This window comes from Priestia sp. ABM2_011, assembly GCF_056158845.1.
The window spans coordinates 3,658,335-3,681,212 of the sequence record NZ_JBSWUB010000001.1; the positions used below are offsets into that span (position 1 = coordinate 3,658,335).

Genomic DNA, 22,878 nt, shown 5'->3' on the forward strand with positions numbered 1-22,878 from the left:
CTTCAAGGGCATTCTTTTTAACATTATTTGGATATATAATTCGTATATAACGCTTTTTAAGAGGTGATGATTCTGTATATATCAAAAAAGGTTGGCATTTTAAGCTGGTTTGCTACTTGCTTGTATTTTTTAGTTGAACCTTTCTTTATTTTGACTTCAACTGCTCCCTACAGTTTTTTACATCACGCAATGAGTGATCTTGGTGTAACTTCTTGTGGAAACTACACCTATTCAATTGCACCTCATGAAATTTGCTCTCCTCACCATTTCTGGATGAACGTATTGTTTATTATAAACGGATTGACACTTTCAATTGGTGTTTTGTACATTTCACAAAACCTAAAGAAAACGAGAAAAAGCCAACTAGCAACAGCTTTTATTCTTATATTAGCTTTAGGTAATATTGTTTCAGGCTTTATACCGGCTGATATTAATTTATTTTGGCATTCAATACTTGCTCAGCTTGGCATGGTTACTGTTTTAGCTGGTCTTTGGATGTATGCATCATCTTTAAGCAGCGGCAAGTATTGGACTTATGGCTGCTTAATTTCCCTACTAATCATTCTCCTACTCATTATGCTTGTATTTTTTGTTCCTATGCCTACCGGTCTGCTGCAAAGGTTATTCTATTTAGTAATCTTTATATGGGGCACCGTGCTTTCCTTTATGTTAAACAAATAATCCATTATCATTCCGTTTCATATGAGCTTACAAGACTATGTTAAACTAGCCGGAATTTCAAATAGCAAAAAGTCCACAGAGGCATTCCCTATGGACTTTTTGCTATTTTGTTAAATAAATTCTCTTAATAATTCTTTAGATTTCTTTCCGCTAAAACCAAAATAATTGCCAATAAGTTTGACGTATTCTGTGTAAGTAACTTTTCTATTTAAAGCAGTTTCCCACCATCTCTGTGGATTATAATAACGACTTCCACTAGAACAATAGGTTAATTGTATTTGGGTATCCTCAAATTCTTTATTAAAGTTTTTTTCTACCCTTTTCATATGATAGTTTGAAGAAACAACGATAGCGGATTGAAAGTGATAGTTCATCATTAGCTTTTTTGTAAATTTAGCATTTTCCGTAGTACTTGTAGCGTGATTTTCTAATATAATTGAATCCTCAGGTATTCCAGAGTCTTTGGCTTGATGATAAAAATTATTCTCTTGACCATTCGAAAGGATCAGATGAGACGCATAGCCTTTTTTATATAATTCAATTCCTTTCTCCAGTCGATCATTATCACCACTTAACACAATAATCACGTCAGATTTTACAGGCTTTTCGTTCACTACAAGCTCTTTCCCGGCAAACAGGAGAAAAATCATCCCTAATCCCAGCATGAATATACTGATCTTTACTCTTTTACCTTTAATTTTTTGCATATAGACCCTCATTTAAAAAGTTCACTTCATATCGTATCATAAAGCTCAATATTCATAAAAATAAAAAGGTAATCTTCAAAAAATTTTAATTCTTACCCCTTGTTCTAAGCCTTTTCGTTCTTGCTAACTAGTACTTTTTAGTTTATTAGAGAATAGACTTACTTCCTAAATAACGAGGTGCCCAGTAAGAATTGCTTAACGATGCAATAGTTACACCAGTTGAACTTCCAGCATGAATAAACTGCCCGTTTCCAATATAAATTCCAGCGTGTGAAGGACCTCCAGTAGTATCGAAGAATACGATATCTCCAATATTCGGAGTAGATGTACTTTTTCCTGACTGATATAAGGTGGCTACTGTTCGCGGTACAGTTACTCCACCTCCATTTTTAAATACATAATAAATGAAACCACTGCAATCGAAACCATTTGGAGAAGTTCCGCCCCAAACATATGGCACCCCTATGAATTTTTTAGAATAAGCCACAATATCACTAGCTGTCGCTTGCGTTGAACTATTAACAGTTGAAGAACCAGTGGCGCTAGTAGATGCGTTATTTAAGGCATTTAAAGTAGCTGGACCTACTATTCCATCCACAGCTAAGCCATGATCCCGTTGGAAATTCATAACGGCAGTTTGAGTAATTGTGCCAAAATAGCCTGTTGGTGTGGCGTTAAAGTAACCTTTTTCCTTTAACAGCTGCTGTACTTTTTCAACTTCATTACTAGTCATTCCATATTTCAGAAGTGTACTGCTTGTAACCGCACTTGTTGAATTAGCTATTAACGCTTGATATGTATTAGGTCCCACCATTCCATCAGCGGTTAAACTATGAGAACGCTGAAAGCTTAGAACTGAATCTTTTGTAATTGAACCAAAATAGCCAGTCGAAGTAGCTGAAAATATGCCCTTCTGTCTTAAAACATCCTGTAATTCTTTTACGTCTGGATCTGTCATACCTTCTTTTAATAGCTTGTCCCCTAAAGCTGCATGGCTTATTGTTGGTAAAACAATCAATGATGAGCATAAAGCTAATGAAGAAATTATCTTTTTCACTAAGTATATCCCCCGATGTTATATTTTTCTTGTTCTTGACTATAAAATTTTAGCAGGGAGAAATAGAAAAGAAACAACCTATTTGTGAATTTTTCGTGACAATTCTAAAAATCACTTGATTTATTAGGAGGTAATTATTTGTTTTGTCATATAAAGTATAAATATACTTATAATGGTTAAAGTTACTATTCTTTGACCTTACTGTTTTACGTATATACCGCTAAATCTTTCATACAATAAAGCACCTTTTTATAATTGTGAACATAAAAAAGAAAAATAGAGGCTGCATGGTAAAGGATAGGGGGAATAATGTGAGCAAAATAGTGGGTTTGAAGCGCCGGTTTAAATACTTACTTATTAAACTATTACGATTAAAAGATCATTCACATAAAGTTGCGCTAGGTTTTAGTCTAGGTTCTGTTGTGAACTTTGTTCCTACCTTTGGATTTGGCCTTATACTATCCGTAGGTTTAGCTAAATTATGTAAAGGAAACAGCATAGCAGGACTCATTGGTGGAATGTTTTTTATGTGGGCCTTTCCGTTGATGTTTTACTTGAATACAGTAGTTGGAGGATATATATTCCCAATCGATCTTGATCAAACTTTACTTCAGAATACAGATGAAGATTTAGATAATCGACTAGAACTAGGAGCAAAAGTAGGAAAGAATTTTTTAACAGGCATGATTCTTAACAGCTTCTTATTTGGAAGTATACTCTATATTGCTAGCTACTATATTATAAATCAGTACAGAGGCTTTCTCTTACACTACATCTCTAAAAAGTGGATAGTAAAAAAACCGTACTAAACAAATGGATTATTAGCTTGATTTCAACCTTTATTTCTAATTGTAAATCAATCTAATTTATATAAAAATATAACCATTAACGAACATTTCTTCAAAAGGCATAGAGGTAAATTAGCCCATAATTGATACCTATGGTTATCAATTATGGGCTAAGGTACAATCTTTGTTTCTGTTTTAAGATAAATATGGAGAAAATACATTGAAAGAGAGTTCTGTCTATTTTTTTCTTGAATATCAATTTGCTGCATGTGTTCTAATGTACTCCTTTCAATTGTATATATCATTTACCATTTTTTATCATAACGATCGATAGTAAACCTAATATATTTTTTTCTTTGTAAGAGTACATTCAGTTTAAAAACTTAAAAACAGTAAAACAGCTCCACGTAAAAATAAGTAGCCATACTATGATAATAATTGAACCCACAACCCAATTTTTAGGTTTTTCATTTTGAATGAGCTCTTCTGCTTTTATTGTGCAGTCCTCTATTACGTTTTTAGGTATCATCTTTAAAGCAAGCATAATTCCTAAAGGAACAATGATTATATCGTCAATATAGCCTAAAACCGGTATAAAATCAGGAATTAAATCGATTGGACTGAAGGCATATGCAACCACACAAGCAGTAAATACTTTGGTATACCAAGATACTCGGTTATCTTTATAAGCTAAGTATAAGATAAATAGCTGCTTTTTTAACTTTTTAGCCCACAACTTTAATTGGTTAAGCATGTTTCCTATTCTCCTTATGGACGGTTTAATATAATATGAAAATCAGTTTTATTTTTTGTTTAAATGCATGTTTCTTTTATGAGTAAATTCAAAACTATACGAATAACTGATTAATGCAGTCATCTTGATTTGCAGCTAGTTTAGGAACAGCTCCAACAGGAACCCAATAATAGAAAAAGATTAATCCTGCATCTTCCCCTTCAGAATTCACCTTATATTCCCACCGTTCTGCCGTTTCTTTTTGAACTTCTAAATGAAAAACATGTCGTTCATGATATTGATTTTTACCTTCATGATGATAAACATATGTTTTCAATTTTGTGACGGATAAAAACTCCATTAATCCAGATTCTTCTTTGACCTCCCTATATAAAGCTTCTTCAATTGTTTCTCCTTCTTCTACAGTACCGGCTGGAACTTGAACTCCTGCTTCTGGATAATCTCTATGTTCGCAAACTAGTAACTCTGTATAGGGCTCATTGAATCTAGTTATGTAAGCCATAACTTTTGTTATAGTGGGGGTTTCCTTCATATTCCCTTCCTCCTTTAATGGGGACTAATTGAAAATATCTCTTTTTTTTAACGAACTTCTTTAATTCAAAAAAAACATTTATCAGCGTGTAAATTTATGGTAATATTTATGTCATACAGCTCAAGGAGGTTAAAAATGGCTATAATGTACTTGATTGTTATAACTACAGTTGCTTGCTCACTTTTATTTTCATATAAATTGGGTAGAACCACATCCTCTTTAAAATATATAATACCTTTAATTGTAGGAATGATTAGTCTAAGTGTTGTTATCATAAGCTACTTTTATGGAGGATTAACTGGTATGGGAATTGGAGTAGTTAATTTTGCTATTTTTATAGGATCCATTATATCTATAATCATCATATCGTTAAGTGAGCTAATAAGAAGTAAAGAAAGCCCTATGAATAAATCTTAGAGCTTTCTTTGCTTTCTAAATAGATTTATTCATATTGTTTGTCCTTCTTAAAAATACCTATCAGAAGAGTAACGACTCCGATTAAAAAGAAAAGCGGTAATAATAACATCATTAATCCCACGGCAGCAAAACCATTTCCTTGATTAATACCAAACAGAATAGAAACAATCCATGAAAAGAATGGAGTTATTATTAATATAATAGTCGTTCCCCACACTATATATTTTCTTTTAGCTGACTTTCCTTGGCTTAGTCCACTCGCAAACATAAGACCTAATACTAAAACAGTTAATGCGATTCCTATTGCCATTTCATCCCCGGCTTTCTCATAAGGAAAAGGTTCTATCTTTCAACCTAGCCCCCGCTTTTTTAGCTCTAGTGCTACTATAAATATACTTGTAATGACAAGTAAGATTAACCCTTCTCCCATCGTGATTGAACTTTTTATCTGTATATCCCTTTAGCTAAATATTACCATTAAAAAAAGCAATTCACAGAAATTTAGTCAAAAAATAAGTAATGCTCCTATTTCAGAAGCATTACTTATCTTTATAGATTAATTAGTAAATCGTATATATAACCAACAGCTTTATAAAATTTATAAAAAAACGACTATGCTTTTGCACTAGAATTATTGCTGCTTATCATGTCTTGGCTGCCAGATTTAATGCTCCTAGCTACTAGTAAACCTACTACCCCTGATATCCCTAAAATAATAAAGATGTAGTTATAGCTTGTAACAAGAGCGATAAGCGTGGACGAAATAATACTCCCGAAATAGCGAAACGTCGAGTATATGCCAGAGGCTGTACCAGATTGCTCTTTACTTACGGAATCAAGCGAGGAAACCTGCATGCTTGTTAAACCTACTCCCGTAGAAAAACCTCCAATAATTAAAGCCGCTATAAGAAAAAGAATAGATCCAACGTTCTCTAAGGATAGAAAAAGAATATTGGAGAAAATGATCATAGCAAAAGAAAATCCAATCACTTTTTTAGAACTAAACTTATTGTTTAATAATCCTCCTATCCAGCCGCTTAAAGACATTGAAATCGAAAAAACCGATAAAACAATACCAGTTTGCGCTGTAGATAAGTGAAATTGTGCCTTCATTAACAGCGGCATAATTAATAAAATTACATACATAACAAAATTGCTAAGCATGATAGATAAATTAGCGCTTGTAAAGGTGGAATTTTTGAATAAAGAAAAATCGATAATCGGGTTTTCTGCCGTATTTTCTCTTTTGATAAACAAGATTGTAGATAGAATAAATATTATTCCCATTATTAAAGCCTTAGTAAATTCCATACCGTGTGTCAACAAGATCAATAAAGAAATGCTAATTGCTAAATAAATGGACCCTTGAATATCTAAAGTGCTTGTTTGCTTTTTAACATTAAATTTAGGAATCATAACTATTCCGCTGATCAAAGCTAAGAAAAGAAAAGGAACGTTCACCCAGAATATAGCTTCCAAGTTGAAGTTTTCAAGCAGTATAGATCCTAATAATGGTCCGATTGCAGCACCCAAACCCATCCCCATTCCAAATATACCCAAAACTTTAGGAAGACGTTCTTTTGGTACCACATATCTAATGATTGCTATAGTGTTTGGAGTAAGTAAAGCTCCTCCTACTGCCTGCAGTGATCGAAAGATAATAAGGGAAATGAGATTAGTTGAAAATATACAGCCTAAAGATGCTATTAGAAAGAACACCACGCCCCATAAATAGATATTTCTGTTTCCATATAGATCTCCTAGCTTTCCAGCGATAGGCTGAGTAACAGCCATTACAATTAAATAAATAGTCACTACCCACGAAATATTTGCAAGTGGTTCATTAAAATGAGCTGATATGGTTGATAGAGCAACAGCAATCATGGTTGAATTAATTGGTACAAGAAATGTCCCAATTAGTAATGAAATAATCAAGATAAGCTCTTTATGTTTACCCAAACATTATTGCCTCCTTTTAGTGGAGAGAAATTCCTTTTATAAACGTGTTTATACTGTTTTTTATCATATCTTGATAATCTGCATGTAAGGCTTTGTCTCCGAAATTTAGTTTATACATAAAATATCCCCAATACGTACTTAGGAAAATCTCTGCTTGTGTGCAGCAATCTAATGCTTTGATATATCCTTTCTTTTGCATTTCTTCAAAGTATTCTTTTAATATTTCTTTCGTATCATTAATTTTTTTTATAATTTCTTCGTGCGCTTGTGAGAAAATTAAAGGGTCTTTTAAAGCAATTGAAATCATGTCTCGGTTATTATCAAAGTCTTTTAGTAACAGGTAACCGAAATTCGTCAAATCTTTTTCAAGCTCCCATTCAATTGATTTATCAAAAATTTCAAGCGAAAAGCTTGTTGTTTTGACAATAGCTTGAATAATGCCTTCTTTATTGCCAAAGTGGCGAAAAACCGTCAATTCATTAACGCCAGCTTGTTCTGCAATTTCTCTAGTGGTAGTACCTTTATAGCCTTTTTCTTTAAGCAGCTCTATTGTAGCTTTTGTGATCTTCTTTTTTGTTTCATCTTTTTTCATATTGATCATCCTTTATGCTTCCTGAATGTAAGTATTTACTTTCCATTAGGCAGTATATAAAGGAAAAAGAGCTGTTGTCAAATGGAAGCGAAGAGAATTATTTATTCATTTAAAAGCGTCACAATTCCATTCGTACCATCGACCATAACCATATCGCCATCTTTTAGCTTATCCGTACTTATTTTCGTACCAACTACTGCAGGAATTTCATATTCACGTGCAATTATTGCTGAATGAGAAAGAATACCTCCAGCGTCGGTGATAACAGCCCCCGCAGTTTGAAATAAAGTAGTCCAAAGTGGAGTAGTGGTCTTACATACTAAAACGTCCCCTTTTTCTAACTTGTAAAATTCCTTTGTGTTTGAAATAACTTTTACTTTTCCGGTATAGATGCCTGAAGAAGATGCTAATCCTTTAATAGAATGTTCGCTGTTCGCGTCATCTTCCTCAATAGCTCCCATATATTTCTCAGCTTCTTTCAGCTGAGCTGCTTCAGGGACTCCGAAGTATCTAGGTAAATTAGACGTTTGCTCATGTTCTACATGTTCTTCTTTACGTTTCTCAATTAATTGGGTCATGTCTACTGGATTTTCTAAAAGAGACTCTAGTTCATCAAGATATAAGAAGAAAATATCTTCTTTCACTAGAAAAACATGATGATGTACTAGTAAATTACCTAGCTTAAGTAGGAATAAACGAGCTTTTGCATCCAACATTGCATCGATATAAAAATGATGATCATCTCTTATAACGGATGCATCTAATGCCCACTGATAATATTTTTCAAACTCTTCTTTATGTTTGCTATCCGCTATCTGTTCCAGAAATTCATTATAGTTCTGTTCACGTTTCTTGACCGTCTGTTTGAAATTCTCATCAAAGTTGTAATTGTCTTTAACATACCCTTGAATAATTGATAATGCGTGAAGAGGATTCTCTAGCCAAGTTTCTCCTACAAAATCGTGACTTACAACGTTTCGATATCCATACTGTTTTAGAAAAGTATTTAATTCATCCATAAAGCTTTTTCCTGCTTCACTTTCCTCTAACTTTTTCACTAAAGTTTCTGTACATTCTTCTTGAAAGATTTCAGCAAGTTCACTATCTCTTTTCACTGTTAAAGCAAGTCTAGAAAGCTGTTGATCCGTTTCCAACGATTTGTTCATTTTCCCCGTCAATAGCTCATAAACATCGTGTCCGGATTTTTTATTTGTAAGGTTTTTATAGTACTCTTCAACTATAGTATTTAAAGACATTTGAGGCATAACAATATCAAAGTGCAGATCATATGCCACTTTATAAAAATCAGCTAAACTTTGAAGAATCTCTTTTCCTCTCTGAAGGGTTAGACTTTCATAGGTAAAACTATTTAATTTGTTATAGTAAGGCAAGAATTGTTCCGTAATCATTTGATTCATTCGTTTTGTTAGGATTGGATAAATACCTTCCATCAATTCTTTATTTTCTTGGAATCTTTTATTAGAATCTCCTTTAAAAGGCTCCATTTTTGTATAGATATGACCTTTATAAAGTTTTAAATTAAGTCTATTAAACATAAACTTTAATTTTTTAAAACTAGCAGCTGTTCCTTCAGAAAATGCCGGAATAATAAATGAAGCGTACAAAGGACTAACAGCATGAGAAAAACTTGTGTCATTTAAAATCCAAAACTCTTCCATATCGTCGAAACTTAAAGATATATCTTTTTGGAAAGGAGTTAATTCTTTGGCCTCTGTTAATGTGGTAATAGCTCTTGCCTGTAATAGATATACTTGATTGTCTTGAACCCCAAACTCTATGTCTACGGGATGTTGGTAAAGAGCTTCTACTTCTTTTGTTATTTCGGCCAATTCAATGATTTTCTCGTCTGTTAAACAAAACCTTTGCTGCTCATCTTCCGTTGTTTCGATTTCTTCAACGCCTTCAGCAAGTGGAATTATCTTTACTTCCTTTAGCCCTTTTTCTTTCTCTATTTTAAAAGTTTGTTTATTAACTAGGTAAACATCAGGTGTTACTAAGCCCGATACAATGGCTTCTCCTAATCCATAGCTGGCATTAATCATCATTTCTTTTGTATTATGAGTGACAGGATTTTGACTGAATATCACTCCCGATACTTCGGACTGAATTAACCCTTGAACAACAACTGCCATTGAAACTTCATCAAAATTAGCATACATATTTTGAGTATATTGTTCGACTCTTTCAGTAAAAAATGAGGCCCAGCACGCTTTCACTTTACTCAAAAAATCCTCGGTACTTTTCACATTAAGATAGGTTTCATACTGGCCAGCAAAAGATGCACCTTCTAAATCTTCAGCACTAGATGATGAACGAACAGCTACCGACGTATAAGAGCACTTTAGGTTTCGAAATGCCTCTATGAGATCTGATTCAATTTCAATAGGAATTTCCCCGTGTAAAATTCTCTCGTGTATATTATCCGTTTGACGATCAATCCCGTTCCATTCGATATATCGCTTTAAAGCTTTCGTTTGAATAACAAACCCATCTGGAATCGGTAAATTTTTTCTTTTCATTTTTATAAGGTTTAAAGCTTTTGCTCCAACTCGTTCATTCGCCTCGTCCACCTTTTGAAAACTTAAGCTATACATTAAAAATATTCATCCTCCCACAAACTAATTTTAAAAATGTAAGTAATTACTTACTTTATATTTATTTTAATTCTTTTAAATTTTTATGGTCAATAAAAAATGGTAAAACATTTAAAAAATGCATATTTAGTTGTGCTTTATTTTAATTTCACTTAAATAATATTCCTCTTTTTTATTACATTTTTTAACTTTTATTAGTCTTTTTTATTATAAAGTCTAAATAGTTAACCAATTAAAAAGTTACTAAAAGAAATGCAAAAAACCCCATCTAAATTAAGATGGAGGTGTTCCTCTTTTACAGTTGGGTTAACCATTATCTCTGAGTGCTTACAAGCTTCCACTGGCTGAGTGTCAACTTAATTTTGTATCCTCTAATATATAAGTGAGCGCTATCAGATTTACGAATCATATGTGAAGTCATAATCCAAACTCTCCCTTCTTATAAAACTATTTTGGAAATCTTAACCTAAGCATAGCTCAGTATTGTAAACCATTTATTAATGACAAGAAAAGATTATGTAAACATTTTAAATTACAGGGGAACCGCTCATTACTTATGTTTCAACTTCAGTAGATTTAGGTCTATATATGTGTGAGTTCATTGACGGAGCAGAAACTGCAGTGAAGATTTAAAAAATCAAGTGGATTCCAATACTGTAAGGTAAACGAAAAGGATAGCCCTTTAAAGACCTATCCTTTTACATGCATATAAAAAATTTATTTTCTTAATAAAATTGAGACATTACCCATCTATAATGGTTATGTACGAGGATCAGTCTATTAAACTGATAAGCTACTATTTATGTTGGATACAATCCTTTTTAACTCCATTAAATCATCTATTACCACATCAGCCTGTGCAAGCTCAGCTTCTTGAGCAAAATCAAAATTGCACCCCACTGCCATTAAACCATTATCCCTTGCAGCATTGATATCCGATAGACGGTCTCCCACTACTGCTGCGTGCTTTACATCGTATTTCTTTATAATCGTTTTGACTAAATCTCCTTTATCGAGCGTTTGGATTTGTTGAATACTAAATGTTTCTGTTACCCACTTATCCAAATCGTAATGGTCTACAATCGCTTCTAAATATTCCTTCAAACCGTTACTTGCTATGTAAATGGAGCAATTATTTTCTTTTAGATAGCTAAAGACCTCTTTTACATTAGGATATAAAGCGCCTTTGCCTTTTTTTATATTCTCAACTAAGCTTTTCAAAAAATAGTCATTCGTATACTTTCTTATTTCACCTGAATGAGTAGGTAATAAAGCTTCCCATACTTTGGGTAACGGTACACCCATGATTTCACGATACTTATCAACAGGAGTACTAGTATTCCACTGGTTGAGTGTACGCAAATGGTTAAAGGTATCATCAAGTGATAATTCTAAAATTTTATCTGTTTGAAACAGCGTTCCATCCATATCAAAGATTAGTGATTGCAACATTAAGTATCTCCCTCTTTCAACAGTATTTAATACGTATCTATATACAATACCATAAAAAGGAAGATGCAATTTATTAAAAATAGTAATCACTATTCTCACCACAAAAAGAGCACCTACTTATTTATAGGCACTCTTCTTAACTTTACATACTTTGTTTGAAATAATAAATGAAAAAGTGGCCGCTATAATTGAACTTAAAAATGGATAATTAACAGAAAAAATACTGACCGTTGAGCTACTCAAGTGCTGTGAAGTCTCAGGTACATATGTAAGTGTAAGAAATAGACCAGAAACAATTTGAAAAGCAAATAGCAATAATATAAAACTACCAATAAACACTGTATAGTTTTTCAAAAAAGCGCCTCCAGTACTCTTAATTTATAAACCTGATATTATTTTAAAAATAGTGACGCAACGATAAAACCTATAATCATTACAGTAATAAGTACACCAAGACCCTTCCATCCTAAGCTGCCTGCTAAACCAGATAAGTTTCCAGCTTCATTTCTATTAAATGCATCGTTCATATTCCCAGCTGGATTTCTTTTTACCTCTTCGTGTTTTAATCTCTCTCTTCTTCTTTCAGGTGTTTCTTTATCTTCGCTCATTGTCACACCACCATTTTTAAAACATTATAACATATTATGGTTAAAATATAAATTAATGGTTTTTTTAGAAATAAAGAAAGAAACCTATAGTGACAGATCTCTTTTCCTCAACTAACTGTACACATTTCTTTTTTTAATAAGTATGAAACAACGCTTTTTAATGAAAAAGTATACAGCTCTAGTTAATATAATTACTATTACAAACACCTACATCAAAGAGATCCTCTTTATTTAAGGGGATCTCTTTAATAGCCTTATACTAGATACACATTCTTGAAGTTTTTTTGTGTAAGCTTATTTATTTAAAACCTCTTCTTTTATAATTGCTTTTTCATAGATCAATGGTTTGGTTCCTGCTTCTGGTAAAAGATAAATAAAAACAGTAAACATAAGTTGGAGGATTGAAACGACGGTTAAAAATAGAAAAAGACGTTCCTTATTCTTAAACCATATTACTAAACATAAAACTACAGATATTAACGACAAAAACAAAAAAAGAAAAAAGCTATATAAATAAGAAACACCGTAACGATACGAAATATTTAAAAAGAAGAATACTATGTAGAGAAGTATAAAAGTTGACGGTACTACTTTAATAAAGTTGCTCAATAGAAAAATCCTTTCCCTTTATTTGTTGTAGATTGGTCGCCCTAACACTCAATTTACATAAAAGAGCAAATATTGAAAGTTACAGCAAACATGATTATATTTATTTACTTCAATTTTTATCTCTCATTTTCTTTCTTTGAAAAATGAAACTAGCTATAAATAAAAAGCCCAATAATATCGTTAAATAGAAGGTTACAGAATCACCTGAACGATTAAATTCATCTACAATGATGCCTTCTTGAAACAATAAGGCTGCTGCAATTATTAAAAAGAAAAAAGAATTGACGATTACATAACTACTTGCTTTGACTTTATTTCTCAAGAAAATTATATACACCAAATTGCATACTGAAAAAACTGCGATCAGGTAATAAATAGGCCTTAATAATGTAAATGTTTCCCCAAGCATCAGTATATTCTCCTCTATTACTATTATTTGAAATTTACTAGTCAATATATTTCATTTTGCAAATAAATGATTATTACTCATCTTAATTATTTATTTTTTGAAACAAAATTCCTCCAACTTTGTCCTTATCATCTAAAGAAAACTCAATGTTGAGTTTATGAGTTTTATCAAAATACCCTATTATTGTTGCTCCGGTATCTTCTCTTTCGTAATAATTTTCTCCATATGCCCTAATGACATCTTTTTTGCTGTCACCAGTATGTATGCCCTTTTCCGTACCATACTTGCTGCTAATAAAGTCATACCTACTGACTTTATTATCTACAATTTTAAATTCAACATCATACTTTTCTGTACTTTCTCCGTAAATGTAGGTAGTATACGGAGGTTTCTCCGTAACCTCTATAAATTTTGGTTTCTTCTTCAAACCAATTGCTACGTCATATTTAGAACTTCCTATTGATACTGACTTAACGTTTTCTAATTCAAGGTTTGTGCTTTTGGTGCTTGAATAGTATTTTTCTTTAGGCGTAAAAGATGGATCACAGCTTGCTAATAATAGTAAAACGAATGGAAAAATAAACAAAAAATAATTCTTAATGCGCACTGTTAGACTCCTTTATATCGTTTGTTTTTACTCTGACTCTTGGCATTTTTAATCTATTAACTATTTTTCTTTTGCATATATAAGTCAATCGAATAGAAAACACTAACTGCAAAGTAATACATGGCAAGTATAGCTAACGTCTCATAGACAGATTCCGCAGCGCTATTTTTCACAAAAGAAAAAACAGTACGCACTACAAAGAAAACGATAGGATAGATGATAAATAGAGAATTAAATTTACGATTGACCACAACAATCAGTTCCTTTTTTTGGATATTTATGATTATTATAACATATATTTTTCTTTTTTATTTCTCTCCTACATATTCAATAAGTTTTTCGTTTACATAACACCGTTTATCAACAGGACTAAATCAAAAGAAAATCTTATTAGTAGGTCTTATTTTGATTATCTATTCTTTTTGACTTCTTATCTAAGATGAATTTTAGATGGCTACTAAAGATGAATAAACCGCAGATAACCATCAACCAGCGCGTAATCCCTTGATGTATAGGATCAAAAAGGTTTAATAGAGCTATTCCTAATCCTGATAACATAGCTAGATAACGAAAAATCAAGCCCCATCCCCCATTCCAGAAATGAAGAGGATTCCCCTTCATACTTAAGTTAAAGCTTCTTATCACACCATGGACGAAATGAAATTCCAATAGTGGATGAACCACCATCATGGATAATTAAACCGTATTCCTTATTTGTTTTATCAAATAAGATAAGATTATCTGGACAATCAAACGGATCACTGTGAATATCACACGTAAAGTTCGCATGATAATTCATATAATCGCAGCAATGCTTTTTCATTCGTTTTCTCCTTACTATATCGTCATTATTGCTTTTCTCGGTAAGCTGAACAGTGGTCATCTGAAATACGATAATTTTCCTTACCGGTTGGGGCTGCTACCTCAACTAATTTATGTCCCAACCAGTCCCACACAGCTACTGTATGCAAAGATACCCATTTCAGATCTCCTCTAGCAAGACGAAAAGAATCATACCAGTTTTCAGTCGTTACTAATAGATTTTTATAAGTAAGTTCCTTTTTCCTTAAGTGTTTGATTTCCAACATGAAATCTAACATATTTTCTTCCTTAGGCACTTGAATAATTCGCGCTATAAATGTTCCGTTAGGATTTTTTTTCGTTTTATAAACTTTTTCCCTTTCTATTTCTAACTCTGGCCTCCCCCTCATCTTCCTTCCCCCTGTGTGCTAACACATAATCTCTATGCTAAAAGGTTATAGCTGTTTCAGTATTTCTTCTATCTTCTCTTCAATATCAGCTTCTAAATAATTTTTTGACAAATCGTACAAAGTGCCTGACCCTTTAAAATACCCACCAAAGTAATACCACAACTGGATGTAATAAACGGATGCATCTTCTTCATCTGTAAACCCATCAAAGTTTATTGCCACTTGGGAACGATATTCTTTTTCTAAACACTGCTCCGAACTTAGATTTGGCAGTTGGTCGCCATCAATATCTCGACACACCCATATTTTTAAGTTCTGCTTACCATCATGTTCAAATTTATTTCTATATTTGTGCTGAAGACTTTTGCTGTATGCCTCTCCTACTTCTTCCAACTTCACTATCTCTCTTTTTAAAGTCTCATTTATTTCACTCTCAGGGACTAAAATGTATTTGTCATTTGTTTCCTGATCCTGTTTATCCATAAATAGCTTTTTCAATTTATCAAACAAGCTTTTCCCACCTATCTAAAAAAAGAATATAAGCATGTTAAATTCCACAAAAGAAAGCTCATTTCCTTCTCTGAACTGCGTTTAGTCGTCATAACTAATATGATATCAGCTACTTCCTTACGTGTGGAATCTTTTACGAGAGTGCTGATTTTCTGACATACTTGTAATTCGATATTTTTTACAGTGAATACATATGTTAAAGTGTAAAGTAGTGGAATGAAAGGAGTAACGACAACATGGCTCAACGAATCGTCAATATGTTTTTATCTGTTTTAGCTGCTTATGGAACGTTAATTCTAACGAAACACATGAGTATTGCAGATAATATTTTTGTGACACAGATTGTTCGTCTGATCATTTGTATTGTGGCTGTTATCATTGTGACAGGAATTACTACATACATTTTCAGAAATAAATCTTCTAATAAATAAAAGGGCAGCTATTTAGATAGCCGCCCTTTTTGTTTTCCTTAATTCTCATTTTATTTCACCCTAAAGAAATGGGGATGTCTCAAACACTCATGAGACATCCCCATTAAGGTTATACATACTTTTACGCGTTTAAAGCACGCACAAATTCTTTTGCTAGGCTGATTGTAGACTGCGGATTTTGTCCTGTTAAAAGCTTTCCGTCTACTTCAATATGATCGCTCCAATTATCTTTTGCAATAAACTCGGCGCCTAGCTCACGAAGCTTTGTTTCAAGAAGAAACGGCATGTATTTATCTAACGTTGTATCTTTCTCTTCTGAATCAGTAAACGCTGTAATACGTTTTCCTTTTACAATCGGCTCACCATTTTTAAGCTTTCCGCCTACAAGAGCTGCCGGTCCGTGGCATACCGCTGCAATTAGCTTGTCGTCTTCAGCAAATTCTGTTAGCAAACGATGTAAGTGCGTATCGTCTGGAAAGTCAAACATTGTTCCGTGCCCTCCAGGTACAAACATACCTGCAAATTCTTGTGAACTTACTTCAGCTAATGATTTTGTATTCTCTAAAAGTTTTCCTGCTTCTTTGTCTTCGTCCGTTACATCATCTGTTAAGCTGTTAGGATCCACAGGTGATTTTCCGCCTTTTGGACTTGCTACGACTACTTCGTATCCTTCTTTTTTAAATTCTAAATATGCTTCAGAGAATTCTGTAAGCCAAATTCCAGCAAGCTCTCCATTTTCCATCGTATGTCCATTTGTAACAACCATTAAAACTTTTGAATTTCCTGCCATGATTTACTCATTCCTTTTTCATTTATTATTTACATACATGTATCATTAATAATTCATTTATCTCTTTGAATATGTTCCCCGGTATTATTTGATGAAAACATGGTAACTTTTTCTTACTAATAAAAAGAACAGGTGAAAATAATAGTTGAATTATATAGAGAAGCAGGATTTTTTTTACACTTTAAAGATTAGACGGAGCCGATTTTTTATATGCAGTGTGACAAGTCTTCACTTTAAATATTTTTTTGACATATACATCTAATTCGATTATTATCTAATTAGATGTATAATCGAATTGGAGGAGAGAAGGTATTAAGCTATGCAATTAGATAAGTTGGTTAATTATCATAAAGCCGTTGGTGATCCTACCAGGATTAGAATTATTTCACTATTAAAAAAAGGGCCTCTTCACGGGCAAGCAATTGCTTATAAGCTGGGGTTGCAACCTTCAACTATTACTCATCATATTTCAAAGCTAAGAGATGTAGGAATTGTTTATCAAAGAAGACAAGGAAACATTATTTATTTTTATCTAGACCTTGAAAGACTTGAATATAACTCGAAGGCTATTTTAAGTATTGGAGAGGATTCGATGGAAAATCAAGACAACCATTTACAGGATAAAGACAAATTATCTATTGTTAAAAACTTTATAAATAGTGACGGTACTTTAAAAATTATTCCAAGTCAAAGAAAGAAAAAGAACGTAATATTAGCCTATTTAATACGTGATTTACAGCACGGAAAAACGTATCCAGAAAAAGAATTAAATGAACATATTAAAAAATATCATGAAGATTATGCAACGATTCGCAGAGAGTTAATTATGCAGCATTTTATGTATAGGCAAAATGGAGAATACGAGTTAAATCCGAAAGAGATGTGGCCCGTTATTTATTAAAGTGGACGTAAAAACGTTCATTTTTCAAGCCTTCTAATTCGATATATGTCTAATTAGTTTGTGTTGTTTCAAATAGAATTAAAGTAAAAATGTAATTTCCAAAATGAAAGAAGCCAACATTTTGGTAAGCATGTGACATTAATTTTATTCTCCTATGTGTTGGCACAGCAACCATATTAGTTTGCTTACTGCTTCCCCTAAAAGCATCTGCTTTGAAGAAAAGCATAAAGTCTCTGTATGCAATAAGGATTATCCTCTACCAGTTAAATTAGTGAATAATCCTTATTTTTTAAAACTATAAAAAAAGTGTTTTAACCATGATGAGATCTATTTGTTCTTCGTCTCCCATATAAAATGAGTGAGATCCAATTTGAACAAATCCCTGTTTCTTGTAAAAAGCAATCGCATTTTTATTTTTTTCCCATACCCCTAACCAAATTTTCTTTTTATTAAATGTCGTTGCTATCTCTACTGCTTTATTAAATAAATGTTTACCAAGTCCTTGTTTTTGAAAGCTGTTACCTATATAAATTCTTTCAATTTCAAGCGCTTCTTCCCCCATCTCTTCAGACTGAGCGTCATTCATATTAACCTTTAAATAACCTGCAATTTCATGATTAACATACATAAAAAAGAATTGCGAAGACGTATTGGATAGTTCTTTTTCTAGCTGTTCGACTGTAAATGCTTTTTCTAAATAAGCTGTCATATTTTCTTGTGAATTCTGATCTTTAAATGTCTCATAAAACGTTTTATAGCTAACGTCTTGAAGATCATATACATCTTCAAGAATACACTTTTTTATATGCATCATCACTGACATGCCCCTCTCCTTTATATCATCAATAATTTCTCTTGTTTCCTTTTTTGACAAACTCCCAGTCTGTTTCGATATTTTTTCTTACTCTTTGAACTAGTTTAAGAATGGTATCTGCTTCTTCCTGGGTAAAACCTTCTAATGCCACTTTATCCGAATAATCATTTTCTCTTTTTATAAACGGGTATACGTTCTTCCCTTTTTCAGTAGGAAAAAGGTTTTTATTTTTTTTATTATGGAGATCATCTTTCTTTTCAATAAAACCATTCATTTCAAGCTTTTTTATAGCCCGAGCCGCTGTTGTGCGATCTACTTTTATCATTTCAGCTAACTTTTCCTGAATGATTCCTGGATTTTCACATATTCGCACCAAATACAAATACTGCCCTTTTGTCAGGTCATATTCTTTAAATTCTATATTACTAATTGAATCCAATGCTCTTGCTATCATGCCAATTTCACGCAGAATTTCACTCATAAAATATCTCCTTTATACATATTTTTGTTGCAAATACAATAAAAATAATCTACATTTAATGTATCTCAAAATAGTTGCATTTGCAATAAAAAATAACAAAAAGGATGATGACAGTGAAGTATGTTGTTTATGCAGGAGGAATTTTACTATTAACTCTTGGAATTGCTTTGACGATACAATCTAACCTAGGAGCTTCACCTTTTGATGCACTGTTGGTTGGACTGTCACTAAACGTAGGTTTTAGCGTTGGAAGCTGGGAGATTATACTTGCCTGTATTTTAATTTGTGGTAATTCTCTTTTAAGCAAACAAAAGCCAGAAATACTGGGACTGTTAACGGCATTCATAACAGGTCTTGGTATCGATATATGGCTTTTTTTCTTAAAGAATTGGATTACGTTCGAAAGTTGGTACAGCAAAGTATGTTGTTTTGGAATCGGTTTAATCATTATAGGAGTAGGAACCTCAGCCTATTTACATACAAATTTTGCACCTATTCCAATTGACCGCTTAACATTAATCATACAAAAACTAGCTAAAACCAATTTATTTCTTTCAAGAACATTTATTTACCTCACATTCTTACTAGCCGCAATATTTTTAAACGGACCAATTGGTGTTGGAACGTTATTAACCGTGTGTTTAGGCGGCGTGCTGCTTAACTTTTTTATGCCTATTACTAAAAGAGCATTAGACTGCATTTTAACAAACTCTCGTATATCACAAAATCATACTAAAGATCATAAACGCTCCATTACATAACTGAAATAGAACGTTTATGTAAAATCATCATTCACACACAAAAAGCGGATCTCCAGTTAGATATCGCCTTCTGTGTGTGATTACTCTATTTTTTTGCCTCAGCTTTAATAATAAAACGATGTTGTTCTACGTCGAAAAACCCTTGAGACTGTATAATTTGATGGATATTATACAATCCGCCGATATGTGTTTCTATATCAAAATTAGGAACTTGCCAAGGAATTGCATTTAGATAAAAAACTAGCGCCCCGATATCATAAAATCTCTGCACAGGAAACTCTTCCTTGCAAAAGATGATGTTAAAAGAACTTTGTTGGAGCTCTTCTATTGCTTTCTTTAAATTCCAATTACAAAACTCTTTATTTATCGGAACCCCTATACATTCATTGATTCGTGAACAGTCTAACCCTCCCACTTGCTGAGTGAAAAACGTGCCTCCCTTAGACAAAATCCTTCTCACTTCAGAAGCACAAAAAGCTTCGTGCTGGTTCAAAATTAAATCAAATGTACCATCTTTAAACGGTAGATTCTCGTTTTCAGTTCGTTCAACAACTGTGACACCAAATGGCTCTAACCGTTTTTTAGCGATTGGAACGTTAGGTTTGTATCCTTCGGTAGCATACATAACGCGAGGAAAAGGTTGTAACAAAGATAAAAACTCTCCTCCTCCTGTTCCCATATCTAAAGCAGCATTAGAGTTTTGAATAAGGCGAAAAGCTTCACTTCCATATGACCACGAAAGCATCTCACTATCCATACGACCAGTACGAGTAATAATAGAAAAATCCCATCCAGTAAAATCAACATTTGTATTGTTTACAGCCTTTAAAAAATGTTTGTCCGTTACCATGTTAAAATCCTCCTTTTAATAATCAGTCAGCATTAATCATCTATCCTAAACTAGTAAAAGGCGGGCCACGAACATACAGGCAGCGTTGTTATGTTTCATGTGCTAACGTATTCACACTAACCGCTCCTTTATTAAAATTACGTATGATTCATTTGTTTGTCCATTCATATGTAATATCGGGTAGTTTCTCTTCGTTTTCACATCCTCTTTTTATAATACTGAAGCCGTGTTTCTCGTAAAACCTTTGGGCGTTTTTATTTCGTTCAAATGTACGTAATATTAATTTTCCATTTGATTCTGTCTTGGCTCTTTCGAGTAAAAGCTGTCCAATTCCTCCTCTTTGATAATTTACATCAACGTACAGCTGGCTAATTTCGTCAGCCTTATAAGCAACCATTCCTACTATTTGTTCATCTATTAACGCTAATTCAACTTTATAGTGTGCTGACAATATATGATTTAAAAAATAAACATGACGGTCAAAACTGTGCATTTCCTTTTGTCCAATCGCTTTTTCTTTACTATCTCTCCACATTTTTACCGTTGCCTCAGCAAATTGAGGATGATAGTGAACAATATCAACATTAAGGTGGGCCATATATTCTCCTCCCTTATCTTTCATCGTGCTATACGTATTTTTAATAACGTAATAACGATGTCTAGATATTCCCTGCATGTAGTTGAAGCCTGTCAAAATCTTGTTTTAATAAAGAATATATATACAAATCGTCAAATTTCCCACACGTAAATTCATAGCTTCTTAATAAGCCTTCTTTTATAAAACCGTGTTTTTTTTATTAATTTTTGTGAAGCAGCATTAGCAGGCTCTATCAAAGCTTCGATTCTCCGTACGTTAAAATGTGTAAAACCATATTTTATGACCGCGCCCAATGCCTCATTAGCAATTCCATTTCCCCAGTAGTCTCTGGCTAATTCATAACCAATTTCCGTACGGTAATGGTCATGAACTCGATTAAGAAACCCGCAGCTGCCAATAACGTCGTCTTGTTCTTTAAGAGTAATGCCCCATCTTATTCCAGATCTTTTGTTTAAGATTGATTTATACCATGAAATCTCATTTAAAGCATCTTCAACCGCTGTAAAAGGCTCTAAACCGTAGTGCTTCATTACTTCTTTATCGGATAGGTATTTTAAAATATTGCTTGCGTCTTCTGCTACAATTTCCCTTAATACAAGTCTTTTTGTTTTAATTATGGGAAAATGATTTGACACCTGTACTTTCCCTCCTCTTGTCCATTCATTAACTGAACAGATCTTTTCTCACAGCTTTATCTAATTTAAATAACGGTTAGTAAAAAAGTTCTTTTATTATTAGTGAATTCCTTTTTTAGTCATAAATATTTGTCGAAAAACAAGCAAAAAAGCACGCGATTCTTCATTTCTAAATCAGAACCGTCATTTATTTTGTATTTGTTCGTTTTAAAAATTAAAGGAATAAAAGGTAGAAATGAAGAATTCTTCACCAACTAGTCTAAATGAAAAGAATAAGGAGAACGATATGAAACTGTATGGGGATTTTGAAAAAGAAGATTGGCTAAACGTATTAAAGCTATCAGAAAAAGAGCTGCCTAATGCATTCATTATTCATGGTGAGTGGGGATTTGAAGATAATATAAGCTTATGGAAAGAGATTTTATCTACTGATGTTCATATGCCTAAATGGAACACGGTAATAGGTAAGTTCAAAAACAGAAATATAGGATTTGCGAATGTGTATGGCAGTCCGATGGCGTCAAACATCGTACATCAATTTGCTGGCAGCGGAACCGACTTATTTATTCAAACAGGATATTTTGGAGGCTTATCTTCCACTGTACAATATGGAGATATCTTAATTGTATCTGCAGCACAAATGCAAGACGGCGTATCACACTGGTATTTACCAGAACAAACGCTTGTAGAAGCTGACAAAGAGTTAGTGGAAACCGCCTGTAGGTATTGTGAACAAAAAGGCTACAGCTATATAAAAGGACATGTGGTTAGTATGGGTGCCATGCTTATTGAGACGCATGATATGGTAAAAGAATGGTCGCTTGCAGATTTTCTCGGGGTGGATATGGAAACAGCTACCACTTTAGCTATTGCTCATAAATTCAACAAACGCGCCGTGGGCTTATTAAATTTATCAGACCACCTTCTTCACGGCGATACTCTTTATTCGTATACAAAGGACAGAGAGTTAATAGAAAGTGAAACTGATAAAGCCATTCGCGATGTGGCTCTTTATTTGAGTAGTAAATTCTAATAGCGTGCTGTCTTATAAAAAATTTTGTATTATTGATATGAGTAAAATCTATTTGGAGTAGAATGCTCAGTTATAC

The 22,878-nt window shown here is 33.0% G+C and carries 28 protein-coding genes and 1 pseudogene; 7 read left to right on the forward strand and 22 right to left on the reverse strand.

Features of this window, described 5'->3' with window-relative positions:
- The first annotated feature begins 66 nt into the window (after positions 1 to 66).
- Entirely contained in the window at positions 67 to 681 is a 615-nt protein-coding gene (locus ACXAE4_RS19545; protein ID WP_121944808.1) for a DUF998 domain-containing protein, read from the forward strand.
- Between the two features lie 110 nt (positions 682 to 791).
- Here ACXAE4_RS19545 and ACXAE4_RS19550 read toward each other — a convergent pair whose 3' ends face one another.
- Positions 792 to 1,388: a YdcF family protein gene (locus ACXAE4_RS19550; RefSeq protein ID WP_154989161.1), complete on the reverse strand. Its 597-nt coding sequence runs from the start codon at positions 1,386 to 1,388 to the stop codon at positions 792 to 794.
- Positions 1,389 to 1,533: 145 nt separating this feature from the next.
- The gene (locus ACXAE4_RS19555; protein ID WP_033578555.1) at positions 1,534 to 2,445 is read right to left on the reverse strand and encodes a C40 family peptidase; all 912 of its coding nucleotides are present in this window, start codon (positions 2,443 to 2,445) and stop codon (positions 1,534 to 1,536) included.
- Positions 2,446 to 2,756: 311 nt separating this feature from the next.
- On the opposite strand from ACXAE4_RS19555, the gene ACXAE4_RS19560 reads away from it, so the two are divergent.
- The gene (locus ACXAE4_RS19560) at positions 2,757 to 3,254 is read left to right on the forward strand and encodes a DUF2062 domain-containing protein (RefSeq protein WP_154989165.1); all 498 of its coding nucleotides are present in this window, start codon (positions 2,757 to 2,759) and stop codon (positions 3,252 to 3,254) included.
- Positions 3,255 to 3,603: 349 nt separating this feature from the next.
- Here ACXAE4_RS19560 and ACXAE4_RS19565 read toward each other — a convergent pair whose 3' ends face one another.
- Both ACXAE4_RS19565 and ACXAE4_RS19570 read right to left on the reverse strand, forming a co-directional pair.
- Positions 3,604 to 3,987: a YkvA family protein gene (locus ACXAE4_RS19565; RefSeq protein WP_028413889.1), complete on the reverse strand. Its 384-nt coding sequence runs from the start codon at positions 3,985 to 3,987 to the stop codon at positions 3,604 to 3,606.
- Positions 3,988 to 4,081: 94 nt separating this feature from the next.
- Positions 4,082 to 4,519 (reverse strand): NUDIX hydrolase, encoded by a 438-nt coding sequence (locus ACXAE4_RS19570; protein WP_033578553.1) that lies wholly within the window; start codon positions 4,517 to 4,519, stop codon positions 4,082 to 4,084.
- A 135-nt stretch (positions 4,520 to 4,654) separates the two neighbouring features.
- Here ACXAE4_RS19570 and ACXAE4_RS19575 point away from each other — a divergent pair, with 135 nt between their 5' ends.
- The gene (locus ACXAE4_RS19575) at positions 4,655 to 4,936 is read left to right on the forward strand and encodes a YesK family protein (protein WP_028413892.1); all 282 of its coding nucleotides are present in this window, start codon (positions 4,655 to 4,657) and stop codon (positions 4,934 to 4,936) included.
- A 25-nt stretch (positions 4,937 to 4,961) separates the two neighbouring features.
- Here ACXAE4_RS19575 and ACXAE4_RS19580 read toward each other — a convergent pair whose 3' ends face one another.
- From ACXAE4_RS19580 to ACXAE4_RS19635, 12 genes are all read right to left on the reverse strand, one after another.
- The gene (locus ACXAE4_RS19580) at positions 4,962 to 5,246 is read right to left on the reverse strand and encodes a hypothetical protein (RefSeq protein WP_028413893.1); all 285 of its coding nucleotides are present in this window, start codon (positions 5,244 to 5,246) and stop codon (positions 4,962 to 4,964) included.
- A gap of 302 nt (positions 5,247 to 5,548) precedes the next feature.
- Positions 5,549 to 6,895, reverse strand: a complete 1,347-nt coding sequence (locus ACXAE4_RS19585) for an MFS transporter (protein ID WP_154989175.1) — start codon at positions 6,893 to 6,895, stop codon at positions 5,549 to 5,551.
- Between the two features lie 16 nt (positions 6,896 to 6,911).
- Positions 6,912 to 7,487, reverse strand: a complete 576-nt coding sequence (locus ACXAE4_RS19590; RefSeq protein WP_261765756.1) for a TetR/AcrR family transcriptional regulator — start codon at positions 7,485 to 7,487, stop codon at positions 6,912 to 6,914.
- A gap of 101 nt (positions 7,488 to 7,588) precedes the next feature.
- Positions 7,589 to 10,102 (reverse strand): PEP/pyruvate-binding domain-containing protein, encoded by a 2,514-nt coding sequence (locus ACXAE4_RS19595; protein WP_289578850.1) that lies wholly within the window; start codon positions 10,100 to 10,102, stop codon positions 7,589 to 7,591.
- Between the two features lie 780 nt (positions 10,103 to 10,882).
- The gene (locus ACXAE4_RS19600) at positions 10,883 to 11,554 is read right to left on the reverse strand and encodes an HAD family hydrolase (protein ID WP_028413897.1); all 672 of its coding nucleotides are present in this window, start codon (positions 11,552 to 11,554) and stop codon (positions 10,883 to 10,885) included.
- Between the two features lie 392 nt (positions 11,555 to 11,946).
- Entirely contained in the window at positions 11,947 to 12,162 is a 216-nt protein-coding gene (locus ACXAE4_RS19605) for a DUF6366 family protein (RefSeq protein ID WP_099000008.1), read from the reverse strand.
- A 718-nt stretch (positions 12,163 to 12,880) separates the two neighbouring features.
- A complete protein-coding gene (locus tag ACXAE4_RS19610) occupies positions 12,881 to 13,180 on the reverse strand; it encodes a hypothetical protein (protein ID WP_098113397.1) in 300 nt (99 codons plus the stop codon).
- 82 nt (positions 13,181 to 13,262) lie between these two features.
- Entirely contained in the window at positions 13,263 to 13,787 is a 525-nt protein-coding gene (locus ACXAE4_RS19615; protein ID WP_154989180.1) for a hypothetical protein, read from the reverse strand.
- 56 nt (positions 13,788 to 13,843) lie between these two features.
- Positions 13,844 to 14,038: a hypothetical protein gene (locus ACXAE4_RS19620; RefSeq protein ID WP_141483546.1), complete on the reverse strand. Its 195-nt coding sequence runs from the start codon at positions 14,036 to 14,038 to the stop codon at positions 13,844 to 13,846.
- A gap of 377 nt (positions 14,039 to 14,415) precedes the next feature.
- Positions 14,416 to 14,610 (reverse strand): DUF6980 family protein, encoded by a 195-nt coding sequence (locus tag ACXAE4_RS19625; protein ID WP_098113400.1) that lies wholly within the window; start codon positions 14,608 to 14,610, stop codon positions 14,416 to 14,418.
- Between the two features lie 25 nt (positions 14,611 to 14,635).
- Positions 14,636 to 14,998, reverse strand: a complete 363-nt coding sequence (locus tag ACXAE4_RS19630) for a hypothetical protein (protein WP_028413904.1) — start codon at positions 14,996 to 14,998, stop codon at positions 14,636 to 14,638.
- Between the two features lie 45 nt (positions 14,999 to 15,043).
- The gene (locus ACXAE4_RS19635) at positions 15,044 to 15,508 is read right to left on the reverse strand and encodes a hypothetical protein (RefSeq protein WP_099000012.1); all 465 of its coding nucleotides are present in this window, start codon (positions 15,506 to 15,508) and stop codon (positions 15,044 to 15,046) included.
- Positions 15,509 to 15,744: 236 nt separating this feature from the next.
- Here ACXAE4_RS19635 and ACXAE4_RS19640 point away from each other — a divergent pair, with 236 nt between their 5' ends.
- Positions 15,745 to 15,939: a hypothetical protein gene (locus ACXAE4_RS19640; RefSeq protein ID WP_013056341.1), complete on the forward strand. Its 195-nt coding sequence runs from the start codon at positions 15,745 to 15,747 to the stop codon at positions 15,937 to 15,939.
- 121 nt (positions 15,940 to 16,060) lie between these two features.
- Here ACXAE4_RS19640 and ACXAE4_RS19645 read toward each other — a convergent pair whose 3' ends face one another.
- Complete coding sequence (locus ACXAE4_RS19645; RefSeq protein WP_028413906.1) at positions 16,061 to 16,729, reverse strand: type 1 glutamine amidotransferase domain-containing protein; 669 nt, start codon at positions 16,727 to 16,729, stop codon at positions 16,061 to 16,063.
- 319 nt (positions 16,730 to 17,048) lie between these two features.
- Between ACXAE4_RS19645 and ACXAE4_RS19650 the strand changes: the two genes are divergently transcribed.
- Positions 17,049 to 17,630, forward strand: a complete 582-nt coding sequence (locus tag ACXAE4_RS19650) for a DUF2087 domain-containing protein (protein ID WP_028413907.1) — start codon at positions 17,049 to 17,051, stop codon at positions 17,628 to 17,630.
- Between the two features lie 295 nt (positions 17,631 to 17,925).
- Here the strand turns inward: ACXAE4_RS19650 and paiA are convergent, their stop codons facing one another.
- Entirely contained in the window at positions 17,926 to 18,453 is a 528-nt protein-coding gene (paiA, locus tag ACXAE4_RS19655) for a spermidine/spermine N(1)-acetyltransferase (protein ID WP_099000014.1), read from the reverse strand.
- Between the two features lie 19 nt (positions 18,454 to 18,472).
- Positions 18,473 to 18,925, reverse strand: a complete 453-nt coding sequence (locus ACXAE4_RS19660; RefSeq protein ID WP_013056339.1) for a MarR family winged helix-turn-helix transcriptional regulator — start codon at positions 18,923 to 18,925, stop codon at positions 18,473 to 18,475.
- A gap of 113 nt (positions 18,926 to 19,038) precedes the next feature.
- Between ACXAE4_RS19660 and ACXAE4_RS19665 the strand changes: the two genes are divergently transcribed.
- The gene (locus ACXAE4_RS19665; protein WP_099330796.1) at positions 19,039 to 19,686 is read left to right on the forward strand and encodes a YczE/YyaS/YitT family protein; all 648 of its coding nucleotides are present in this window, start codon (positions 19,039 to 19,041) and stop codon (positions 19,684 to 19,686) included.
- A gap of 85 nt (positions 19,687 to 19,771) precedes the next feature.
- Here ACXAE4_RS19665 and ACXAE4_RS19670 read toward each other — a convergent pair whose 3' ends face one another.
- The 3 genes and pseudogenes from ACXAE4_RS19670 to ACXAE4_RS19680 all read right to left on the reverse strand — a co-directional run bounded on the left by ACXAE4_RS19670 (position 19,772) and on the right by ACXAE4_RS19680 (position 21,769).
- Complete coding sequence (locus ACXAE4_RS19670) at positions 19,772 to 20,536, reverse strand: class I SAM-dependent methyltransferase (RefSeq protein ID WP_154989182.1); 765 nt, start codon at positions 20,534 to 20,536, stop codon at positions 19,772 to 19,774.
- 148 nt (positions 20,537 to 20,684) lie between these two features.
- The gene (locus ACXAE4_RS19675; RefSeq protein WP_028413911.1) at positions 20,685 to 21,134 is read right to left on the reverse strand and encodes a GNAT family N-acetyltransferase; all 450 of its coding nucleotides are present in this window, start codon (positions 21,132 to 21,134) and stop codon (positions 20,685 to 20,687) included.
- Between the two features lie 61 nt (positions 21,135 to 21,195).
- A pseudogene (locus tag ACXAE4_RS19680) lies at positions 21,196 to 21,769 on the reverse strand (GNAT family N-acetyltransferase).
- Positions 21,770 to 22,055: 286 nt separating this feature from the next.
- On the opposite strand from ACXAE4_RS19680, the gene ACXAE4_RS19685 reads away from it, so the two are divergent.
- Positions 22,056 to 22,802, forward strand: coding sequence for a phosphorylase family protein (locus ACXAE4_RS19685; RefSeq protein ID WP_099000023.1), 747 nt, complete (start codon positions 22,056 to 22,058; stop codon positions 22,800 to 22,802).
- Positions 22,803 to 22,878: the final 76 nt, after the last annotated feature.

What these genes read in the sequence shown, in the direction of transcription:
- ACXAE4_RS19640 (WP_013056341.1), top strand. Translation starts at nt 15,745, where the DNA reads ATGGCTCAACGAATCGTCAATATGTTTTTATCTGTTTTAGCTGCTTAT.
- ACXAE4_RS19570 (WP_033578553.1), bottom strand. Translation starts at nt 4,519, where the DNA reads ATGAAGGAAACCCCCACTATAACAAAAGTTATGGCTTACATAACTAGA.
- ACXAE4_RS19660 (WP_013056339.1), bottom strand. Translation starts at nt 18,925, where the DNA reads ATGAGTGAAATTCTGCGTGAAATTGGCATGATAGCAAGAGCATTGGAT.
- ACXAE4_RS19575 (WP_028413892.1), top strand. Translation starts at nt 4,655, where the DNA reads ATGGCTATAATGTACTTGATTGTTATAACTACAGTTGCTTGCTCACTT.
- ACXAE4_RS19645 (WP_028413906.1), bottom strand. Translation starts at nt 16,729, where the DNA reads ATGGCAGGAAATTCAAAAGTTTTAATGGTTGTTACAAATGGACATACG.
- ACXAE4_RS19675 (WP_028413911.1), bottom strand. Translation starts at nt 21,134, where the DNA reads ATGGCCCACCTTAATGTTGATATTGTTCACTATCATCCTCAATTTGCT.
- ACXAE4_RS19610 (WP_098113397.1), bottom strand. Translation starts at nt 13,180, where the DNA reads ATGCTTGGGGAAACATTTACATTATTAAGGCCTATTTATTACCTGATC.
- ACXAE4_RS19625 (WP_098113400.1), bottom strand. Translation starts at nt 14,610, where the DNA reads ATGAAAAAGCATTGCTGCGATTATATGAATTATCATGCGAACTTTACG.
- paiA (WP_099000014.1), bottom strand. Translation starts at nt 18,453, where the DNA reads ATGTCAGTGATGATGCATATAAAAAAGTGTATTCTTGAAGATGTATAT.
- ACXAE4_RS19580 (WP_028413893.1), bottom strand. Translation starts at nt 5,246, where the DNA reads ATGGCAATAGGAATCGCATTAACTGTTTTAGTATTAGGTCTTATGTTT.
- ACXAE4_RS19600 (WP_028413897.1), bottom strand. Translation starts at nt 11,554, where the DNA reads ATGTTGCAATCACTAATCTTTGATATGGATGGAACGCTGTTTCAAACA.
- ACXAE4_RS19590 (WP_261765756.1), bottom strand. Translation starts at nt 7,487, where the DNA reads ATGAAAAAAGATGAAACAAAAAAGAAGATCACAAAAGCTACAATAGAG.
- ACXAE4_RS19685 (WP_099000023.1), top strand. Translation starts at nt 22,056, where the DNA reads ATGAAACTGTATGGGGATTTTGAAAAAGAAGATTGGCTAAACGTATTA.
- ACXAE4_RS19565 (WP_028413889.1), bottom strand. Translation starts at nt 3,987, where the DNA reads ATGCTTAACCAATTAAAGTTGTGGGCTAAAAAGTTAAAAAAGCAGCTA.
- ACXAE4_RS19595 (WP_289578850.1), bottom strand. Translation starts at nt 10,102, where the DNA reads ATGTATAGCTTAAGTTTTCAAAAGGTGGACGAGGCGAATGAACGAGTT.
- ACXAE4_RS19545 (WP_121944808.1), top strand. Translation starts at nt 67, where the DNA reads ATGATTCTGTATATATCAAAAAAGGTTGGCATTTTAAGCTGGTTTGCT.
- ACXAE4_RS19650 (WP_028413907.1), top strand. Translation starts at nt 17,049, where the DNA reads ATGCAATTAGATAAGTTGGTTAATTATCATAAAGCCGTTGGTGATCCT.
- ACXAE4_RS19605 (WP_099000008.1), bottom strand. Translation starts at nt 12,162, where the DNA reads ATGAGCGAAGATAAAGAAACACCTGAAAGAAGAAGAGAGAGATTAAAA.
- ACXAE4_RS19670 (WP_154989182.1), bottom strand. Translation starts at nt 20,536, where the DNA reads ATGGTAACGGACAAACATTTTTTAAAGGCTGTAAACAATACAAATGTT.
- ACXAE4_RS19550 (WP_154989161.1), bottom strand. Translation starts at nt 1,388, where the DNA reads ATGCAAAAAATTAAAGGTAAAAGAGTAAAGATCAGTATATTCATGCTG.
- ACXAE4_RS19630 (WP_028413904.1), bottom strand. Translation starts at nt 14,998, where the DNA reads ATGAGGGGGAGGCCAGAGTTAGAAATAGAAAGGGAAAAAGTTTATAAA.